We start from the raw sequence: 18,990 nt of genomic DNA, 5'->3' as shown, positions 1-18,990 counted from the left end.
ATATCGACGGAAATCGCCTTGACCAGTACCCGCATCATTGTCGAACGCAGCGATCCTGCGGCGGAATTGCTGCTTTCCGGCGCCCGCAACGGAAACCCTTCCCATGATACACGCGATTGATGCAAACTGAGACCGATGCATGGCACGATCGGGCATTTGGGACGAAGATCTGACCGGATGACAGGATGACTGCGAACGCTGCGGAAATGCTGCGCGCGCTCTACAGCGCTGCGCCAGTCGCCGTCATCATGCTCGACGCAAGGGGCCGGGTCGACAGCGCCAACCCCGCCGCCACGCGTCTTTTCGGACAGACCGAAGCCAGCCTGACCGGCCAGCGCGGCGACGTTCTGTTCGCCTCACCCCGTGATTTCGATACGCTGGCGGAAACCGGCTTCGGACTGGGCGCAGAACGCAAGACACGGGAATTCACCGCACGCTACCGTGCCCGCGGCGGCCGCGTCCTGGACGGCGAGACCGTTGCCAGCCTTGTCACCGGCCCCGAAGACGGTCCGGCACTGGGCACGTTGCTGATCATCCGCGACATCTCCGCGGAACGTTCGCTCCAGGCGCGGCTGGAGGCCAGCGACATCCAGCTTCGCGCCGCCCTGGCCTCGGCCAATGAGGGCGCCTTCTCCCTCAATCTTGCGACCGGTCTCGGCTCGTCGCGCGGCTTCATCAATGAATTTCTCGGCATCCAGACCTCCGATGCCACGATCCGGCTGGAGCGCCTGCTGGATGTGATCGCCGCCGACATGCGCGACACGGTCGCCGGCGCGATCGGCCGGCTGTCCCGCGCACCGGGCGAGGCCCTGCATGTCGCCTTCCGCGCCGAACGGGCGGATGGCGAGACCCGCTGGCTGGAAATGCGCGGCCGGGTATCCGAGTTTGCGCGCGACGGATCCCCGTTGCGGCTGTCCGGCGTGATCGCCGACGTCACCGAACGCCAGTCGCTGGAGGAACAGCTGGCCGTGCGCGAGCGCCAGCTGGCAAACGCCATCGATGCCGGCTCCTGCGGAGTCTGGGAGCTGGATACCGAGACGCGGCACGTCACGCTGATCGGCCCCATTCGCGACATGCTCGGCCTCGAGCCCGGCCGGACGCAGATCGATACCGCCGACTGGCTCGACCGGATCCATACCGATCAGCGCGACAGTGTAACCGCCCAGATCGATGCGCTGGCGGCCGGCGAATCCGACCGGATGGATGTAGAATACCAGCTGCGCGATGCCCGCACCGACAGCTGGACCTGGCTGCGCTCGCGCGGCCGGCGCCTCAGCGAGGAGGCCGGCGGGCGCCTTGCAGCCGGCATTCTGACCGACATCAATGAACGCAAGGCCCTGCAATCCCGGCTCGCCGACAATGAACGCATGCTGCGCGAAGCGGTCGATTCGGCAAACGAGGGGGCCTGGAGCCTGGATATCGAGGCCGGAACGCTGAGAGCCTCCGGCCTGCTGGCGAGTCTTCTGGGCCTGAGCGGCAGCGACGAGGCGGTGCCGGCGCGGCGCTGGGCCGACGCCATTGCGGAAGACGATCTGGAGGACGGCCGCAAACGCTACCACCGCCTGTTGCAGGTTCGCCGGCAGTCACCGTCCGGACCGCCGGGCTCAAGGACCTGGGAATTCCGGATGCGCGGCCACGACGGCGAGCTGCTCTGGCTGCGGGCTGGCGGACAGATCGTCGACTGGACGGCCGAGGGCAGTCCGGCCCGCATCGCCGGCACAGCGATCAACATCACCGAGGAGCGACGCCTGCGCGACGAGCTCGACCAGAGCGAGGCACGCCTGCGCGAGGCGCTCGCCGGTGCGCGCGAAGGCGCCTGGCATTTCGACCTCCAGACACGGGTCGGCGAGGTCACCGGGATCATCTCCGAAATGATGGGCCTGCCCCCGCGCGACGCCCGCATCAGCTATGACGACTGGGCCGCCCGGATTCACCCCGATGATGTGGACGATGCCCGGCATTTCGTCGACGCGATGGCGGGCGGCAAAACCACCTCCATCGACACGGTCGTGCGCTACCGGTCCGAGGCGGACGGCTGGATCCACATCCACATCCGCGGTCGCGTCTCCCGGCATGACGAAAGCGGCGCACCGCGCGTCGCCGACGGTTTCATCACCGACATTTCCGAACGCGTGCGCACCGAGCGCCGGCTCAGCCAGCGCGAACAGCAACTCGCCGAAGCGGTGGATGCGGCATCGGTGGGGCTATGGCGTATCGAGTCGGAGAGCCAGACCGTCACGCTGCAGGGCACTGTCGTCGCCGAGCTCATCGCCGATGAAACCGAAACCACGATCGCTCTGGAGGACTGGTTCTCCCGGCTGCACCCGGACGATCTTCCGGCGGTCGACATGGCGCGCCAGGCCTTCCGGGATCCGAAGCACGGTCCGGTCGATGCCGAGCACCGCGTGCGCGACCGCAATGGCGACTGGATCTGGTACCGCTCGACCGGCAGTGTCGTCGAACGCGATGCGGACGGCATACCGCGCGCTATCAGCGGCGTGATCTGGAATATCGATGCGGCGCACCGGGCCGAGGCGGAACTCGCAGAACGCCAGACGCGGTTCGAACGCATCTTCCGCGCCACGCCGGCGATGATGCACACGATCGACGGCAACGGCTATATCGTCGAGGTCAGCGATTACTGGCTCGCCCATCTGGGCTATCGCCGGGAAGACGTGATCGGCCGCAAGTCGATCGACTTCCTGGATGCCGAGTCGCGCAAACGGGCCGTGGAGACCAACCTGCCCGACCTTTTCCGCACAGGGTCCAACACCAACATTCCCTACCGCTTCCTGCGGTCCGACGGCAGCGCGATCGACGTGCTGCTCTCGTCCTTCCTGGAACGCGGCGGCGAGGGCCAGCCGCTGCGCAGCTATGCCACGCTGACCGATGTGACGGCGCTGCGCGAGGCCAATCTGCTTCTGGAACGCTCCAACCGCGAGCTCGACCAGTTTGCCACGGTCGCCTCGCACGACCTGCAGGAACCGCTGCGCAAGATCGCCGCCTTTTCCAGCCTGGTCCGCCGCCGCTATGGCGAGCGCCTCGACGAGGACGGGCGCCGCAATCTGGAATTCCTGGTCGATGCCGCGCACCGGATGCAGCGCCTGATCGACGACCTTCTGACCTATTCCCGCCTCGCCAGCCAGCCGTTCGAATACCAGCCCGTCGACCTGGCCGGCCCCGTGGCGCAGGCCCTGGAAAATCTCGACGCCTCGGTGTCGGAGAACCAGGCCCGTATCGAGGTCGGCGACATGCCGACCGTGCGCGCGGATCCCGCGATCCTGACGCAGATATTCCAGAACCTGATCGGCAACGCCCTGAAATACCGCAGCTTTGCCACGCCGGAAGTCGATATCAGCGCGCGCCGGGACGGTGATCGCTGGATCGTCGCCGTCAGCGATAACGGCATCGGTCTCGACATCAAGTTTGCCGAAAAGATCTTCGCACCCTTCCAGCGCCTGCACTCGCACGAAGCCTATCCGGGCACCGGGATCGGGCTGGCCATGGTGCGCCAGGCCGTGGAACGTCATGGCGGCGAGATCTGGGTGAAGAGCGCACCGGGCAGCGGCGCGACCTTCTATTTTACCCTGCCCGCCGACCGGTCCGTGCCGGCACCGGAGCAGGAAACAGCCAGTCTCGATAACGCCGCCAAATAGCGCGCGCTACTCGAACCGCAGCGCCTCGATCGGATCGAGCCGTGAGGCCCGGTGTGCCGGATAGAAGCCGAAGAAAACCCCGACCAGCGCCGAGGCACCGATGGCAATCGCAACGATCAGCGGGTTGATGGCAATCTCCAGCTCGCCGACCTCGGCATAGACGAGTGTGCCGCCGACACCGACCACGAGTCCGGCCAGGCCGCCGATCAGGCACAGAACGATGCTCTCGATCAGGAACTGGTTGCGCACATCGCGCCGTCGCGCTCCGACCGCCAGGCGCAGGCCGATCTCGCGCGTGCGTTCGGTCACCGAGACCAGCATGATGTTCATGATGCCGATACCGCCGACCAGCAGCACGATCCCCGCCCCCACGGCGAGCAGCAGGCCCAGCTGGCTCTCGGTCTCGTTCTGGGCGCGGATGAACTCGGCCAGATTGCCGACGAAGAAATTGTCTTCCGCACCGGGCTGGATATCCCGCCGGATCCGCAGCAGATCCTGGATATCCTCGATGACGCGCGCATTGTTCTCGCCCGGAGCGATATCGACGAACACCGTCTGCACGCCGTCGCGCTGGGTGACACGCACACCCGCGCCGAAGCGCTGGCGGATCGTGTTGAGCGGCGCGAAGATCACATCATCCTGGTCCTGGCCCCAATTATTGTCCCCGCGTTCCATCACGGTGCCGATCACCTCGAAAGGCTGGCCGCCGATGCGCAGCGACTGGCCGATCGGACTGGCCCCGTCGAACAGTTCGGAAATGATGGTCTGGCCGACAATGGCATAGCGCCGGCCGGCCGCTTCCTCGGCGGCCGAGAAGCTGCGGCCCTGATCGATCTCCCAGCCGCGGGCCGAAAGGTAGTCGGGATTGATGCCGACAATGCGGGTCGTCCAGTTGGCGCCGCCGAACACCACAGCCGACGAGGTCGTCACTTCGCCGGAGGCGCCCGCGACACCGGCAATCTGGGTGCGCAGGGCTTCCACATCGCCATCGGTCAGCGGATCGGCCGTACCGGCCCCGCCGCGCCGGCCGCCGAACATGCTGGAGCCGGGGCGGATGATCAGCAGGTTGGCGCCAAAACTGGCGATCTGCTCCTCGACGGCCTGTTTGGTGCCTTCGCTGATCGAGACCAGCACGATGACCGAGGCGACGCCGATCACGACGCCCAGCATGGCGAGCGCACTGCGCAGGGCGTTCACGCGGAGCGCGATCAGGGCGATGCGCAGGGAGGCAGCGAGGTTCATTGACGGTCCTCCACGATCCGGCCGTCCCGGAACACGATCTGGCGCCGCGCATGATCGGCGACTTCCTGTTCGTGGGTCACAACAATAATGGTGATCCCCTCGCGATTGAGCTGGTCGAAGATCGCCATGATGTCGTCCGAGGTCCGCGAGTCGAGGGCGCCCGTGGGCTCGTCGGCCAGCAGGATTTTCGGGTCGTTGACGAGACCGCGCGCAATCGCCACGCGCTGCTGCTGGCCGCCGGACAGCTGGTTGGGCTGGTGGTCCGAGCGATCGCCCAGCCCCACCTGTTCCAGCCGCGCCATCGCCCGCTTGCGCCGTTCCGGGGCCGGCACGCCGGCATAGACCAGCGGCAGGGCGGCATTTTCCAGCGCCGAGGTACGCGAGAGCAGATTGAACTGCTGGAAAACAAAGCCGATCGTGCGGTTGCGGAAGGCCGCGAGCCGGTCGGCGTCCAGCGCGAGAAGATCCTCGCCCGCAATGTGCAGCGAGCCGGAGTCCGGCCGGTCCAGCGCGCCCAGCATGTTCATGAAGGTCGACTTGCCGGACCCCGAAGCCCCGGTGACCGCAACATATTCGCCGGCCTCGATATCGACACTGACCCCGTCCAGCGCCCGCACGGTCTGGTCACCCATCGTGTAGACGCGGACAAGGTCGCGGCAGGCGATCAGTGCGCTCATTCGCGCACCTCGCGGGCGCGGGTCACGACGGCCTCGCCGGCTTCCAGGCGGCCGCCGACCACTTCGCTTTTCTGGCTGTCGGAAATGCCGACACGGATCGGCCGCTCGACCAGCGTGCCGTCCGCCTCCTCGACCCAGACCGTTGCCGAGCGGGTCTCGCGCATCTGGCGCTGGAAGGCGCGGTAGCGTTCCAGCTGGTCTTCGTTGAGCAGCGGGCGGATCTCGCGATCGATCTCGGCCTGCAGGGCTTCGCGATCGAACTCGCCGCCGGCCTGGGCCTGGCTCATCGCCCGTCCCATGGCGGCGCGGAAAATACCGCGGATCTGGTCCTGCTGGGCGGCATCGAGACCGACCGCCTCGCTGAGCCGCGCCATGGGATCATTGCCGCCGCCCGGCCCGCCGGGGCCGCCCCGGCCGCCGCCTTGCGGGCCACCGCCGCCCTCGGCCAGCGGTTGGGTCCGTCCTTCCAGCGCCGGTGAGGGCCGGAAGCGCAGGGCGGCATTGGACACGGTGAGCACACCAGTCCGCTCGCCCGTGATGATATCCATGTTTGCCGTCATGCCCGGCAGCAGCAGCTCGTCCGGGTTCGCGGCCAGCACGACCACCGTGTAGGTGACGACATTGTTCAGGGTTTCCGGTGCCAGGCGGATCTGGTCGACCACGCCCTCCATCTCGGTGTCCGGGTGCGCATCCACCGTGAAGCGCACCGGCTGGCCGGCGCGGATCTGGCCGATATCGGCCTCGTCGATCTGGGCGTCGATCTGCACCTGGCCCAGATCCTGGGCGATGGTGAACAGCACGGGCGCCGTCATGCTTGCCGCGACGGTCTGGCCGACATCGACGGCACGGTCGACGACGATGCCGTTGATCGGCGCACGGATCGTCGTGCGCTCGAGATCGATCCGGGCACTGGCCAGCGAGGCATCGCGCTGGGCCAGCACGGCCTGGGCATTGGCGATCTGGGCGCGCGCCACCTCGACATCGGCCTGGGCCGCGTCGAGCGCGGTCTGGGCGGTGTCGAGCGAGGTCTGGGCCACCGTGCCGCGCTCGCGCAGCGTTGCCATGCGGTCGAATTCCAGCTGGGCCTCGCGCAGCGTCGCCTGGGCGCGGGCCAGCGAGGCGCGCTGCAATTGCAGGCTCGCCGCCGCTGTCGCACGCGCGGCCTCGGCTTCGGTAACACGGGTCTCATAGGTCTGCGGATCGAGCCGGGCGATGACCTGGCCTTCCTCGACCTCATCGTTGAAATCGACATGCAGTTCGGCGATCTGGCCGGACAATTGCGAGCCGACCTCGACCGTCACCAGCGCGCTGACCGCTCCGGACGCCGCCACGATACGGCGCACATCGGCCGGGGCCGCAGCCTCGGTCTCGATGGTCACCTCACCGCTGCCGCCTTCGCCGCGGCCGAACATCCACCAGCCGCCGCCGGCGATGACGACAAGTGCAATCGCCCCGGCAATCCAACGCCTGTTGTCGAGCATTCCGTATCCCCTTCAAGATCCGGCCCTTGCGGCCCCGCCACCCCTGCGGACGGTGCAACGCAGCACGACGGATAATCCGTCGCGGCAGATGCAGGTCATCGCATGTAGCTCACGGCCGGGGGAAAGGCTATGACGGGAGGTATCGAGTTCAGCGGAAGGCGCCGCGCGTGGAGGAAATCGAGTTCCTGCTGTCCGTCCCGGGCATGCCGCTGGCCTTGCGCCTCGCGCCGCTGGTTGCTGTCGTGGTGTGGATTTTCATCACCGTCAATCTCTGGCGCGGCGGTTTCACCGACCTCACCGAACGCCTCAGCCGGCCGCGCTATGCCGGTCCGGAGCGCGCCCGTGCCGTGATGATGATCCCGCTGCGCGCGCTCATGCTGGCCGGCGTCGCAGCCTTTGCCGCCGTGATGACCGTGCTGGGCCTGCTGTTCAACGCTGCCGTGATCCTCAACATCATCCAGGCCGTGCGGGGGCTCTAAGCGCGGGCGGAGGCCCGGCGCACCGGCGCCCTTCCCCGACCAGCCAGTCTGCGAAGGCCTGCGCGGCAGTGTTTGGCTGCCCCGGAGGCCGAACATAGACATAGGCCAGCCCGGTATCGACCAGCCCCAGCGGCGCGACCAGCTGGCCGTCGGCCAGATCGTCCTGCACCAGGCTCCAGCCGCCGATCGCGACGCCCAGCCCGGCCGAGGCCGCCGCAAGCATGTAGAAGGTGTGGTCGAAGACGGTCCCGGCTTTGCCGTCCGATGGCGGCCTGCCGGTGCGTGCCTCCCACTCCGCCCAGCCGTCCGGATAGGTGCGCGTGTGAAGACGGGTCAGCCCGTCCAGCCCCGCGCCTTCCGCGTGCTCTGCCCACACGGACGGTGCGACGACCGGGCCCTGATAGTCCGGCAGGAAAGCGGTGACCTCCGGTCCGGCAACACGGGCCGCGGTCTGCATGCGGATCGCCGCGTCATAGCTGCCGGTGCGGAAGTCCACCGGCGCATAGGACTCGCTGACTTCCACCGCGATCTGCGGGTGATCGCGATAAAAGCGCGGCAGGCGCGGGATCAGCCAGCGCATGGCGAAAGTGCCCAGACAGGAGACACGCAGGACCGACTGGGCCGCTCGCGGAGGGCGCGGCAAGCCGGCCTGGATATCGTCGAACGCCCGGTCCAGCACGTCAGCGAGCTGGCGGCCGGCCGGGGTCAGGCGGAGATCTGTCCTTGGTCCCTCGACCAGCGATGTTCCGAGCCAGTCCTGCAGCGCGCGGACCTGCCGGCTCACCGCGCCATGGGTGACACACAATTCCTCGGCAGCGCGCAACATGCGGCCGTGCCGGGCAAAGGCCTCGAAGGCGCGCAGCGCACTGAATGGCGGTAATTCCCGGCGTTTGTTCATTGGCTTCCAGACTGTCAGCTATGTGAGTCAGGATCGGACAAACGGCGCCCTGCCTCTGCTCACAGGATCAATATGTGATCTAAACTCACATCAAAAGGAAATAGTATCGCTTGTTTCCACCGCCCGGGTGGCGATGCTCCGGCGCCGTGACGCCAAGGAGACGCCATGCCCCGGATCGCCGCTTCCCCGCTGCTTCAGGCCTGCCTGCTGGGCGTGACCCAGATCGTCGGCTTCGGCTCGACCCTCTACCTGCTGACAGTGCTGGCGGCGCCGATCGGCAATGCGATGGGCTGGCCGCTGGCCTGGGTATCCGGCGGCATGTCGGCCGGGATTGTCACCTCCGCCCTGGTCGCACCGCATGTCGGACGCCTGATCGCCCGCGAGGGCGGCCGCCGGGTGCTGATGACGGGATCGCTGCTGCTGGCCGCCGGTCTGGCAACCATCGGACTGGCCTGGCACTACGCCATCTATCTGATCGGCTGGAGCCTCGTCGGCCTGGGCATGGCGTGCAGCCTCTATGACGCGGTCTTCAGCACGCTGGGCCGTGCGCATGGCCACAAGGCCCGGCACCTGATCTCGACCGTCGCCCTGTGGGGCGGGTTTGCCGGCACCGTGTTCTGGACGCTCAGCGGCGTGCTGGTGGAGGCGGCGGGCTGGCGCGTCACCTGCCTGGTCTATGCAGCAGCCCAGATCGCGATCTGCCTGCCGCTGTTCTTTTTCGCAGCACCCGCAGGCCTGGCCGAGGCCGCACCGGCAGACCCGGACCGCAAGGCGCGTCCCCATCCCGTTGCCCGCACCGTGCACACGCTGGAACCGGCCCGCACCCTGTCGGCGATCCTCTTCATCGCGGAAGTCCTGGTGGCGTCGATCATCGCCGTCCATCTCGTCAACCTGCTGGCGCGCATGGATGTCGGACTGACCGCCGCAGTGGCGCTCGGTGCCTTTATCGGCCCGGCCCAGGTCGCCGGCCGCGCGGTCGAAATGACGCTGGGCCAGCGGCTGCACCCGGCCATGACGGTGATCCTGGCGATCGGCGCGATCATCACCGGGCTGGGCCTGCTCACGATCGACGCGCCCGCTGTCCGGATGCTGGCCGTGATCGTCTATGGCGCGGGGATCGGCGTGCTCTCCATCGCCCGCGGCACGCTGCCGCTCGTCCTGTTCGGCCCTGTGCGCCAACCTGTCGTAACCGGCCAGATCGCGCGGCCGATCATGCTGGTCCAGGCGGTCTCGCCGGTTGCCGGCGCCTTCGCGATCACCCGCCTGCCGCCGGAAGCCGTGCTCTGGCTGCTCGCCGCCATTGCCGGTGTCGCCCTTGCGGCCGGCCTTCTTCTGCGCCGGATCTGCCTGGCGCAACCGGACCCGGCGGCGCTGCCGGACAGTCAAAGCACCTGACAGATCGACAAGCTGCGCCGGCGGGCGTATCTGCGGTTCAACCGCCCGGCCTGAAGGAAACCTGTCATGAGCGAGCTCCCGCCCTGTCCCGAATGCGGCTCGGCCTACACCTATGAGGACGGCGCGCTGCTCGTCTGCCCCGAATGCGCCCATGAATGGACGGCCGGTACGGCAGCATCAAGCGGCCCGGTCTGGCGCGATGCCAACGGCACCGAGCTGGCCGACGGCGACACGGTCACCGTGATCAAGGACCTCAAGATCAAGGGCACATCCCAGGTCGTGAAGGTCGGCACCAAGGTGAAGAATATCCGCCTCGTCGAAGGCGATCACGATATCGACTGCCGCATCGACGGCGTCGGCCAGATGGGCCTGAAAAGCGAGTTCGTGAAGAAGGTCTAGAAGCTCAGCGTCACCTGCCCATAGCCGAGCAGCGTGGTGTCCGTGCCCGGCCCGCCGGGGACATTGTCGGGAAACTCCCCGGCCAGGAAAGCCGACGCGCCGATCTCGAACTCCAGGCCTTCAGGGCCGGGCCGGTAGCGGGCGCGCCCGTCGATCGCGTGTCCGAGAAAGCGGCCGGACTGGCCGGACGGGTCGCGCAGTCCGGCAATGACCCAGCTGTCGGTCGCACTGGCCAGCGCTGCCGCCGACCAGGCGATACGCGCATCCCAGCGCGGCCCGGGCACGACTTCCAGACGCAGGCCCGGCGCGCTGAGATTGGCCGGGGTCAGCGGTCCGTGCAGGCTGGTATTGTTCAGATCCGTGCGCCGCGAACCGAACAGCCGCTCATACTGGTCGAACCGCCCGTCTTCGGGATTCTCGTCGCCGCTTGCCCAGTAGTATTCCGCCGCCAGCCGGGGCTGCCAGGGCAGGTCGAATGTGTATCCGACGGCGACAAACAGCATGGTGGCGCTGACATCCAGGTTTTCCGTGTCGGTGGCCGCCCGGCTGGCGCGGCGGCGGCCCAGACGCCAGGCGCCTTCCACATCGGCATCCCAGCGGCCGGCCTGGGGCGCACGATAGGCCCGCACGCCGGAGGTCACATACTGCCGGTTCGGCGTGGGCGTACCGGCAGTATCGCGCTCCGTCAGCCCGTAGACGAAGACCTCGCCGGTCAGACCGTCGGCGAGTGCCGGCGCCACATCCTTGCGCCGGTAGTGGACGGCCCAGATGCGCCGGTTCCATTCCTCCTCATCGCCGGACATGCGGTTGTCCGCGATCTCGGCCCGGTTACCGGGCCGGCGGGAGACCGGGACCACCGCAACCAGGTGCAGTTCGTCGCCGCGAGCATTGTCCGCACGGTAGTGAAAACCGGTATAGCTCTTGATCACATTGGCATAGCTGATGCGCTCGATCTGCCGTTTCGAGCCGACGCTCACCGTCTGGCGGCCCACCGTCAGTGTTGCCGATCCGTCCGCGCCGAGAAGCGAGGGCAGATCGGCGCGGGCGTAGAGCTGCAGCACGTCCCCCGGGTTGACGTAGCTCGTGCTCAGCGGCGTGCCGCTGTCATCCAGCCAGGCGCGGCTGTCCTGCAGTTCCAGACCGAAAGTGACAGGCTGCATCTCGTATTCGGCGAGCAGAAGATTGCGCATGAACAGCGCCTGGTCGCCGCCGGAACCGCCGGCGCGGAACTGGCCGTCCAGCGTTTCGTAGCGCAGGCGCGTTTCCCCCGATACCGACAGGCGCGACGGCGGCGCGTCCTGGGCCGGTGCGCCGGCGCCGACGATCGTGGCCGACACAAGGGCGGCAGCGAAAGAGGCAGAACGCAGAAGGCGCGATTGGCCATGGCAGCGCGGCGCATGCATGATAGGTCTCCGAAACGATGCCCGCCCCGCCTATACGATACGGTTCAATTGTTCAATGACTATTGAAATGAATGACAACCCGGCCGATGACGAAGCCGCCGCCCGCCTCTCCGCACTCGGCCATCCGACCCGGCTGCGCGTCTTCCGCACGCTGATCGCAGCAGGCCCCGACGGCATGCCGGCCGGCGAACTGGCTGCGCGCGTCGGGGTGGCGAAAAACAATCTGTCCTCGCATCTCAACGTGCTGCGGCAGGGCGGGCTGATCGTCATGCGACCGTCAGGCCGGTCCCGCATCTATGCCGTCGACCTCGACACGATCGCCGCCACGATCGGCTATCTGGTTTCCGACTGCTGCCAGGGCCATCCCGAAGTGTGCGAAGCCCTGTCGCCCGGGATGGAGCGCGCCTGTTGATTCAATAGTACATGAACTATTGAATCATTCGACTGACAGGACCATACTCCTCGGACACACAACCGGGAGGTCATCATGGGCATTGCAACACTGAACGGCATTCTGGCGGCAACGCTCGCCGCCGCGGTCCAGACAGGTATCGAACCGTCGGATGTCAGCATCCGCATCATCGGTTCCGGCACGCTGGACTGCACGTTCCAGACCGCGGATGGTGAGATCAGCCGGCAGGAACGGGCGCGCCGGTCCGGCAGTTTCGAGACTGTCCGCGCGAGCGACGCGCTGTCGGGCCAGTGCACCTACAGCGTTCCGGAGAACCGCGACCTGCACATCCGCATCATGGAAGCAGGACAGTTCGCCTGCCCGTTCGAGCCGGGCATCGCCCCCGAGGAATGCTCGGTAACGATCAATGGCGAGACAAACGGCACGTTCGACCTGACCCCGGCGGGATAATCAGCCGGCCATCTCGTCCGGGAAATTGCGGGTCCAGACATCACCGAAGCGGTCATGGGCCCGCACCGCCCGGCCGATCGCGGCGAGGCGCGGGGTTTCGGCGTTGAACCAGTCGCGACCGGGACGCCAGAACGTCATCGCGCCGAGATAGATATCGACCGCGGTCAGCCGCCCGCCCAGGAACCAGGGTCCGGCCGCGCGGCTGCTGGAGGCCTGCTGTTCGAGAATGCGGTAGAGCCGCTTGCCATAGGCATCGACCGTCTCGCGGAAGCCGGCCTGGCCCTCCGGCGCCGGCACGAAACGCGCCGGCACATCGCCATAGGTGTAGGTCGGGTAGACATTGGCGACCAGGAAGACGAGCGCATTGAGAAAGTCCGCCCGTTCGTGTGCGTCCGGGCCGGGCACGAGCGAGGTGTCGGCGGCCAGGTCTGCCAGGTGCAGCGTGATCGCCGCGCTCTCGGTCATCACCGTGCCATCATCGAGCACCAGGATCGGGATCTGGGCCAGCGGGTTGATGCCTTCCAGCGCGTCGCGCGCGCTGTCATCGGCAAACAGGTCGCCGACCGGCTCGAGCGTGTGCGCCAGCCCGTACCAGGCCAGCTGCGCCTCGGCGATCACCGATCCCCAGCCTGCGCGTGCATAGAGTTTCATCATCCGATCCCGTCTCCCTTCACCGGTCGCGCTGTCTCCGGTCTGGCGGCGAAAGCGGCTAACTGGTAAAAACTAGTTTGGAGGTTATCGATGAGTCAACTTGTAAAATGCATTTTACCGGTTAGCCGGGTCCTGCCGTGACGGATTTCGGGCCGGACCACTTCATCGGCGGGCGCCTGTGCATCGACTTCTGCAACACGGCGGACGGCCGCGAGACACGCTTTGTCGACGCGCTGGCCGAACCGGCGGACGCCGTGCGCTGGATGACGGCATCGGGCGCATGGCACGAGGGCGATGCCGCAGCCCTGGACGCGTCTCTGGCCGATACCGGCGCCTGGGAGCGCTTCCACGCAACCGCCCATGATCTGCGCGAAGCGATCTATGCCGCCCTGACCACCCGCATGCACGACGGACAGCCTGCCCCGCAGGCGCTCGACCGCCTCGCCACGCACTATCGCGCGATGGCCGGGCAGGCCGTCCTCACCACAGGCGCCGGCGGCCAGACGCAGCCGGACTGGTCCGGCGCGGATGCGGCGACCCGTTTTCTTGCGCCCATCGTGATGGATGCGGTGGCGCTGCTGGGCGAGGACAATGCGGCGCGGCTGAAGCAGTGCGATGGCGAGCGCTGCGGCTGGCTCTTCCTCGACACCTCCAAGGCCGGGCGCCGCCGCTGGTGCGACATGGCGACCTGCGGCAATGTCTCGAAAGCCCGCCGCCATGCGGCCCGGAAACAGCCTTCGAGCTAGCGCCAGGCGGCCTCCGATGGCGCCCTCACCCCAACATTACGGGAATTTTACTTAACCGGGTGGTGTCCGGCGTTGCACTTTGCGACCATAAATCCTGCATCACAGGTTAGGGGTACACCATGAAACGACTACTCACGGCTGCGCTCGCTGCGGCCGTCTCGCTTGGCGGTCTGGCGAATGCCCAGACGCCCGAGATCGACATTCCTTACGAAAGCTTCGAACTGGAGAACGGCCTGACGGTCGTTGTCCACGAGGACCGCAAGGCGCCGATCGTTGCCGTCTCCATCTGGTATGGCGTCGGCTCGGCCGACGAACCGGCCGGCCGCACGGGCTTCGCCCACCTGTTCGAACACCTGATGTTCAACGGGTCGGAAAATTACAATGACGATTATTTCGGTCCGTTCGAACAGGTCGGCGCGACCGGCATGAACGGCACGACCTGGTTCGACCGCACCAACTATTTCCAGACCGTGCCGACGCCGGCCCTGGAAATGGCGCTGTGGATGGAATCCGACCGGATGACCCACCTCCTGGGCGCCATCGACCAGGAACGCCTCGACGAGCAGCGCGGCGTTGTGCAGAACGAGAAGCGCCAGGGCGACAACCAGCCTTACGGCATGGTGGAATACTCCCAGCTGCGCGCCCTCTTCCCGGAAGGCCACCCGTACGCCCACTCCACGATCGGCTCGATGGAAGACCTCGATGCCGCCTCGCTGGAAGATGTGCAGGACTGGTTCCGCCAGTATTACGGCGCCTCCAACGCGGTTCTGGTGCTCGCCGGCGACATTGACGCCGAAGAGGCCCGCCCGCTGGTGCAGCGCTATTTCGGCGACGCGCCGGTCGGCCCGCCGGTCACCCGCATGGACCAGTGGATCCCGGAGCGCGAGCGCGACACGACCGAGACGATGTATGATGACGTGCCGCAGGCGCGCATCTACCGCACCTGGGTCGTGCCGGGCCGCATCACCGAGGAACGCGCCCAGCTGGAACTGTTCGCCACCGTCCTGGGCGGCGGCCGCACCTCGCGCCTCTATCGCGACTTCGTCTTCGACCGCCAGGTCGCAACCCGCGCCGTGGCCTATGTCGAGGAACACCAGCTCGCCAGCCAGTTCCACATCGAGGTGACCCTCAACCCGGGCGAGGACCCCGAAGCGGCTTCGGCCCGTATCGACGAGATCGTCGCCGAACTTCTGGCCGAAGGCCCGACCGATGACGAGCTGGCCGCTGCGCGCACGCGCATCAACGCCTCCACCATTCGCGGTCTGGAACAGATCGGCGGGTTCGGCGGCAAGGCCGTCACGCTTGCCGAAGGCCAGCTCTATGCCGGCGATCCGGCGTTCTGGCGCACCCTGCTGGACCGTCTGAACACGGCCAGCGCCGATGCCATCACCGCCACGGCAAACGAGTGGCTGTCCACCGGCTATCACGAGATCACCGTCCTGCCCTTCGGCGAATTCCAGAGCGTCGCCACCGACGCCGACCGTTCGGCCCTGCCGTCGGTCACGGAAACGCCGGAACTGGTCTGGCCCGCTGTCGAGACGGCGGAACTGTCCAACGGCATGGATATCGTCTTCGTGCGCCGCGACGCCGTTCCGGTCGTGGAAATGCAGATGGTGTTCGACGCCGGCTATGCCGCCGACAGTGTCGAAGGCGGCCAGACGGGTCTGGCCAGCTTCACCATGAACATGCTGGACGAAGGTGCCGGCCGCATGGACGCGCTGGAGATTGCCGCCGAGGCCGAACGCCTGGGTGCCAACCTGTCCACCGGTGCCGGTCTCGACCAGTCCACGGTGACGCTTTCGGCCCTGCGCTCCAACCTGCGTGACTCGCTCGATCTGATGGCGACCGTGATCACCGATCCGACCTTCGCCGATGACGATATCGAGCGGATCCGCGAGCAGACGCTGAACGGCATCCGCCAGGAAATGGCCAATCCGATCGCCATCGCCCTGCGCATGCTGCCGCCGGAAATGTATGGCGAAGGCCATGCCTATTCGGTGCCGTTCACGGGTTCGGGCACGATGGAGAATGTGACGGGCTTCACCCGTGACGATCTCGTCGCGCACCACAGCACCTGGATGCGTCCGGACAATGCCACGCTGTTCATCGTCGGCGACACGACGCTGGACGAGATCACGCCGATGCTGGAGCGTGCCTTCCGCCGCTGGGATGCGCCGAGCACCCCGCTGCCGCAGAAGAACATGGCCCGCGCGGAGAATGCGGACAGTGCCCGCGTGATCATCGTGGACCGTCCGAACTCGCCGCAATCGCTCATCCTGGCCGGTCTGATCGGTCCGGAAGGCACGGTGGAGAATCCGGAAGTCTATTCCGCGATGAATGACGCCATCGGCGGCTCCTTCTCGGCGCGCGTCAACATGAACCTGCGCGAAGACAAGGGCTGGTCCTACGGTGCCCAGACCCTGCTCTGGGGCGCCCGCGGACAACGTCCGTGGATCGTCTATGCGCCGGTCCAGACCGACCGCACTGCGGACAGCCTTGCCGAACTGCTGCGGGAGTTCAACGAGTTCACCTCCACCAACCCGGCCACGGCCGAGGAGCTGGAGCGCTCGATCAACAACTCCACCCGCTCCCTGCCCGGTCAGTTCGAGACCGCCGCCGCCGTCCGCGGCAGCCTCGTCTCGAGCCAGAATTACGGCCGCGACTGGGATTATCCGGCCGGCCTGACCGAGCGCTACCGCTCGCTCGACCTCGAAGAGGTCCGGGCCGCCGCTCAGGAAGTGGTTCACCCCGAACAGCTGGTCTGGCTGATCGTGGGCGATGCCGCCCAGATCGAGGAAAGCATCCGCGCCCTCGACATGGGTGAAATCGAGATCCGCCAGCTGGGCCAGTAAGGCCCGGCCCGCCGGCCGCAAGGCCGCAGGCGAAACAGGACCGGGCGCCGGAGACCTCTCCGGCGCCCGTTTCTTTTTGCGCCCATTCTTTTTGCGCCCCAACCGGCCCGGCGCCGTTGCCCGCACCGGGACACACGCCTAGGCTCCGGCACGATGCTTCCTGTCTGAGAAGCGGTGCGGAGTGGCGCGTCGTGATCGAGAGTTTTGCGGACGATATCTGGATTGCCAGCGGCCCGACGGTGACGGGTGCGGGCGGCTTTCACTTTCCCACGCGCATGGCGATCATCCGCCTGGAAGCCGGCGGCCTGTTCGTCTGGTCACCCGTCGCACTGACTGAGGATTTGCGTGACGCGGTGGATGCGCTCGGCCCGGTGGAACACATCGTCGGCCCCAATTCGCTGCATCATCTCTTCATTCCGGACTGGGCCGCCGCCTGGCCGCAGGCGCAGCTGCACGCCGCCCCCGGTCTCGACACCGCCCGGCCCGATATCCGCTTCGATGCGATACTCGGCGACGCGCCCGACCCGGCCTGGGCCGGCACGCTCGACCAGGTGGTCATGCGCGGCAATGCGATCACCACGGAGACGGTGTTCTTCCACCGGCCCAGCGGCACGGTGATCGTGACGGATCTGATCCAGCACCTGCCCGATGACTGGTTTTCCGGCTGGCGCAAGCTGATCGCGAAATGGGACCGGATGACCGGGCCAGAGCCCGCCATGCCGCGCAAATTCCGCCTCGCCTTCACAAACCGCAAGGCGGCCCGCGCCGCGCGCGACCGCCTTCTGGCCTGGCCCGCCGAGCGGCTGGTGATGGCCCACGGCGCCCCCGTCACCGAAGACGCCGCCGGCCTCATCCGCCGGGCGTTTGCCTGGCTCTGAGCTGAGTTAGGCCCCTACGAGCCGCCGCGGGTATGGGCGACGCCGCCATCGACGATCAGGGTCGAGCCGACGACATAATCGCCTGCCCGCGAAGCCAGGAAGATCGCCGCGCCCGCCATGTCCTCCGGCGTACCGATCCGGCCGGACGGCACATAGTTGGAGACGAGATCGGCATGATCGCGCGCCGCCTTGTTCATCGAGGAGGCAAAGGCGCCCGGCGCGATCGCCGTCACCACGACGTTCGACTTCACCAGTTCCAGCGCCATGCGCTTGGTCAGATGGATCAGGCCGGACTTGGAGGCGGCGTAGGAATAGGTCTCCATCATGTTGACCGACAGCCCGTCGATCGAGGCGATATTGATCACCTTGGAGGGGCGTTCCGGCGAGGCGTTGGCCTTCAGCGCGCCGAACAGGGCCTGGGTCAGGAAGAAGGGGGATTTCACGTTGAGATCCATCACCTTGTCCCAGCCGCTCTCGGGAAACTCCTCGAAAGGCGCACCCCAGGCGGCACCGGCATTATTGACCAGGATGTCCAGCGCGTCCTCATGCTCGAGATACTGTTTGGCCAGCGCCTGCGCGCCATCGGCGCCCGACACATCGGCCGGCAGGGCGATACACGTGCCCAGTTCCGACAGCCGCTCCGCCGTCGCCAGGCAGTCCGGCGCCTTGCGCGAGGAGATATAGACTTTCGCCCCGGCCCGCACATAGCCCTCGGCAATCATCTCCCCGATCCCGCGCGACCCGCCGGTAATCAGCGCCGTGCGCCCTTCAAGGGAAAACAGAGTATCGAGCATGGGGACCTCCCGCGTTGGATTATTGTGTTGCAGGAAGGGTTAGCCGGGTGCGGGCCCCGTGTCGAGGGGGCGGTATGGAAGACAGCACTTTCCTCCCCACCTGTGGGGAGGTGCGTACGGCGAAGACAGAGAGCTCTGCTTTCCCCGGACTTGTTCCGGGGCCTGCCGGACGCCGCCCTGTGCCCCGCTCTCACCTCAGCCGGACCCCGGCACAAGGCCGGGGGAAACGGCGTGGGTTGGGGAAATGGAGCGGGTTGGCGGAAACGGAGCGTGCCGGGGAAATGGAGCGGGTCGGAGAAACGCACAAGATCACCCCTTCTCCCCCACCGGGGAGAAGGTGCCGCGAAGCGGCGGATGAGGGGCGCGCGCCAGCGCCGCAAAGAGTCTTCAAATGGCCGCTCCGCGGCCGCCCCTCACCCTGCCCTCTCCCCGGTGGGGGCAGGGCTATCGCATATGGGCGATGGCGTTGAGGAGGTAGTCGTTTTCCCAGGCGCAACGTTTCATGCGTCTTCGTATGGATGTTTTGGGGTCGTCGATGCGCTGCAGGAGGCTCATGGCGAGGCGGGTGATGAGGGCG

The 18,990-nt window shown here is 67.2% G+C and carries 16 protein-coding genes; 9 read left to right on the top strand and 7 right to left on the bottom strand.

All coding sequences use genetic code 11. The annotated features are described in order from the left end of the window. Positions 1-185 precede the first annotated feature (185 nt). The gene (locus tag ABJO18_RS15085; RefSeq protein ID WP_348508800.1) at positions 186-3,656 is read left to right on the top strand and encodes a PAS domain S-box protein; all 3,471 of its coding nucleotides are present in this window, start codon (positions 186-188) and stop codon (positions 3,654-3,656) included. Positions 3,657-3,662: 6 nt separating this feature from the next. On the opposite strand, the gene ABJO18_RS15080 is transcribed toward ABJO18_RS15085, so the two are convergent. The 3 genes from ABJO18_RS15080 to ABJO18_RS15070 are packed head-to-tail and all read right to left on the bottom strand — an operon-like array spanning position 3,663 to position 7,056. Further along, a complete protein-coding gene (locus tag ABJO18_RS15080; protein WP_271186927.1) occupies positions 3,663-4,898 on the bottom strand; it encodes an ABC transporter permease in 1,236 nt (411 codons plus the stop codon). Further along, entirely contained in the window at positions 4,895-5,575 is a 681-nt protein-coding gene (locus tag ABJO18_RS15075; protein ID WP_348508799.1) for an ABC transporter ATP-binding protein, read from the bottom strand. Before ABJO18_RS15075 ends, ABJO18_RS15080 begins: the two co-directional genes overlap by 4 nt. Continuing rightward, entirely contained in the window at positions 5,572-7,056 is a 1,485-nt protein-coding gene (locus ABJO18_RS15070; protein WP_348508798.1) for an efflux RND transporter periplasmic adaptor subunit, read from the bottom strand. The genes ABJO18_RS15075 and ABJO18_RS15070 overlap by 4 nt, the downstream gene beginning before the upstream one ends. 167 nt (positions 7,057-7,223) lie before the next feature. Here ABJO18_RS15070 and ABJO18_RS15065 point away from each other — a divergent pair, with 167 nt between their 5' ends. Then, positions 7,224-7,535 carry a hypothetical protein gene (locus ABJO18_RS15065; RefSeq protein WP_348508797.1) on the top strand — a complete coding sequence of 104 codons (312 nt, stop codon included), beginning with the start codon at positions 7,224-7,226 and terminating at the stop codon, positions 7,533-7,535. On the opposite strand, the gene ABJO18_RS15060 is transcribed toward ABJO18_RS15065, so the two are convergent. Then, entirely contained in the window at positions 7,510-8,433 is a 924-nt protein-coding gene (locus ABJO18_RS15060; RefSeq protein WP_348515989.1) for a LysR substrate-binding domain-containing protein, read from the bottom strand. The two genes, ABJO18_RS15065 and ABJO18_RS15060, sit on opposite strands and share 26 nt — an antisense overlap. Positions 8,434-8,598: 165 nt before the next feature. On the opposite strand from ABJO18_RS15060, the gene ABJO18_RS15055 reads away from it, so the two are divergent. Both ABJO18_RS15055 and ABJO18_RS15050 read left to right on the top strand, forming a co-directional pair. Next, a complete protein-coding gene (locus ABJO18_RS15055) occupies positions 8,599-9,828 on the top strand; it encodes an MFS transporter (RefSeq protein ID WP_348508947.1) in 1,230 nt (409 codons plus the stop codon). A 66-nt stretch (positions 9,829-9,894) separates the two neighbouring features. Continuing rightward, positions 9,895-10,227, top strand: a complete 333-nt coding sequence (locus tag ABJO18_RS15050; protein ID WP_348508948.1) for a zinc ribbon domain-containing protein YjdM — start codon at positions 9,895-9,897, stop codon at positions 10,225-10,227. On the opposite strand, the gene ABJO18_RS15045 is transcribed toward ABJO18_RS15050, so the two are convergent. After that, positions 10,224-11,630 carry an alginate export family protein gene (locus ABJO18_RS15045; RefSeq protein ID WP_348508949.1) on the bottom strand — a complete coding sequence of 469 codons (1,407 nt, stop codon included), beginning with the start codon at positions 11,628-11,630 and terminating at the stop codon, positions 10,224-10,226. The two genes, ABJO18_RS15050 and ABJO18_RS15045, sit on opposite strands and share 4 nt — an antisense overlap. 67 nt (positions 11,631-11,697) lie before the next feature. Between ABJO18_RS15045 and ABJO18_RS15040 the strand changes: the two genes are divergently transcribed. Both ABJO18_RS15040 and ABJO18_RS15035 read left to right on the top strand, forming a co-directional pair. After that, positions 11,698-12,042 carry a helix-turn-helix transcriptional regulator gene (locus ABJO18_RS15040; protein WP_348508950.1) on the top strand — a complete coding sequence of 115 codons (345 nt, stop codon included), beginning with the start codon at positions 11,698-11,700 and terminating at the stop codon, positions 12,040-12,042. Between the two features lie 75 nt (positions 12,043-12,117). After that, on the top strand, positions 12,118-12,492 hold the full coding sequence (locus tag ABJO18_RS15035) for a hypothetical protein (RefSeq protein ID WP_348515988.1): 375 nt from the start codon (positions 12,118-12,120) through the stop codon (positions 12,490-12,492). On the opposite strand, the gene ABJO18_RS15030 is transcribed toward ABJO18_RS15035, so the two are convergent. Further along, on the bottom strand, positions 12,493-13,146 hold the full coding sequence (locus tag ABJO18_RS15030; RefSeq protein WP_348506763.1) for a glutathione S-transferase family protein: 654 nt from the start codon (positions 13,144-13,146) through the stop codon (positions 12,493-12,495). Between the two features lie 134 nt (positions 13,147-13,280). Between ABJO18_RS15030 and ABJO18_RS15025 the strand changes: the two genes are divergently transcribed. The 3 genes from ABJO18_RS15025 to ABJO18_RS15015 all read left to right on the top strand — a co-directional run bounded on the left by ABJO18_RS15025 (position 13,281) and on the right by ABJO18_RS15015 (position 17,619). Beyond that, complete coding sequence (locus ABJO18_RS15025; RefSeq protein ID WP_348506765.1) at positions 13,281-13,889, top strand: CGNR zinc finger domain-containing protein; 609 nt, start codon at positions 13,281-13,283, stop codon at positions 13,887-13,889. Positions 13,890-14,008: 119 nt separating this feature from the next. Further along, on the top strand, positions 14,009-16,741 hold the full coding sequence (locus tag ABJO18_RS15020) for a pitrilysin family protein (protein WP_348506766.1): 2,733 nt from the start codon (positions 14,009-14,011) through the stop codon (positions 16,739-16,741). Positions 16,742-16,932: 191 nt separating this feature from the next. Then, positions 16,933-17,619: a DUF4336 domain-containing protein gene (locus ABJO18_RS15015; RefSeq protein WP_348506768.1), complete on the top strand. Its 687-nt coding sequence runs from the start codon at positions 16,933-16,935 to the stop codon at positions 17,617-17,619. Between the two features lie 14 nt (positions 17,620-17,633). Here ABJO18_RS15015 and ABJO18_RS15010 read toward each other — a convergent pair whose 3' ends face one another. Then, positions 17,634-18,413 (bottom strand): SDR family oxidoreductase, encoded by a 780-nt coding sequence (locus ABJO18_RS15010; RefSeq protein WP_348506770.1) that lies wholly within the window; start codon positions 18,411-18,413, stop codon positions 17,634-17,636. Between the last annotated feature and the right edge of the window lie 577 nt (positions 18,414-18,990).

It is taken from the genome of Maricaulis sp. (assembly GCF_039978735.1).
In the GTDB taxonomy this organism is placed as follows: Bacteria; Pseudomonadota; Alphaproteobacteria; order Caulobacterales; family Maricaulaceae; genus Maricaulis.
Note: the sequence above shows the minus strand (reverse complement) of the source record. Positions and strands in the feature narration are given on the sequence as shown.

Excerpts from the sequence above, each read along its gene's own strand:
- ABJO18_RS15085 (WP_348508800.1), top strand. The coding sequence starts at position 186 with ATGACTGCGAACGCTGCGGAAATGCTGCGCGCGCTCTACAGCGCTGCG.
- ABJO18_RS15080 (WP_271186927.1), bottom strand. The coding sequence starts at position 4,898 with ATGAACCTCGCTGCCTCCCTGCGCATCGCCCTGATCGCGCTCCGCGTG.
- ABJO18_RS15075 (WP_348508799.1), bottom strand. The coding sequence starts at position 5,575 with ATGAGCGCACTGATCGCCTGCCGCGACCTTGTCCGCGTCTACACGATG.
- ABJO18_RS15070 (WP_348508798.1), bottom strand. The coding sequence starts at position 7,056 with ATGCTCGACAACAGGCGTTGGATTGCCGGGGCGATTGCACTTGTCGTC.
- ABJO18_RS15060 (WP_348515989.1), bottom strand. The coding sequence starts at position 8,433 with ATGAACAAACGCCGGGAATTACCGCCATTCAGTGCGCTGCGCGCCTTC.
- ABJO18_RS15055 (WP_348508947.1), top strand. The coding sequence starts at position 8,599 with ATGCCCCGGATCGCCGCTTCCCCGCTGCTTCAGGCCTGCCTGCTGGGC.
- ABJO18_RS15050 (WP_348508948.1), top strand. The coding sequence starts at position 9,895 with ATGAGCGAGCTCCCGCCCTGTCCCGAATGCGGCTCGGCCTACACCTAT.
- ABJO18_RS15045 (WP_348508949.1), bottom strand. The coding sequence starts at position 11,630 with ATGCATGCGCCGCGCTGCCATGGCCAATCGCGCCTTCTGCGTTCTGCC.
- ABJO18_RS15040 (WP_348508950.1), top strand. The coding sequence starts at position 11,698 with ATGAATGACAACCCGGCCGATGACGAAGCCGCCGCCCGCCTCTCCGCA.
- ABJO18_RS15035 (WP_348515988.1), top strand. The coding sequence starts at position 12,118 with ATGGGCATTGCAACACTGAACGGCATTCTGGCGGCAACGCTCGCCGCC.
- ABJO18_RS15030 (WP_348506763.1), bottom strand. The coding sequence starts at position 13,146 with ATGATGAAACTCTATGCACGCGCAGGCTGGGGATCGGTGATCGCCGAG.
- ABJO18_RS15020 (WP_348506766.1), top strand. The coding sequence starts at position 14,009 with ATGAAACGACTACTCACGGCTGCGCTCGCTGCGGCCGTCTCGCTTGGC.
- ABJO18_RS15010 (WP_348506770.1), bottom strand. The coding sequence starts at position 18,413 with ATGCTCGATACTCTGTTTTCCCTTGAAGGGCGCACGGCGCTGATTACC.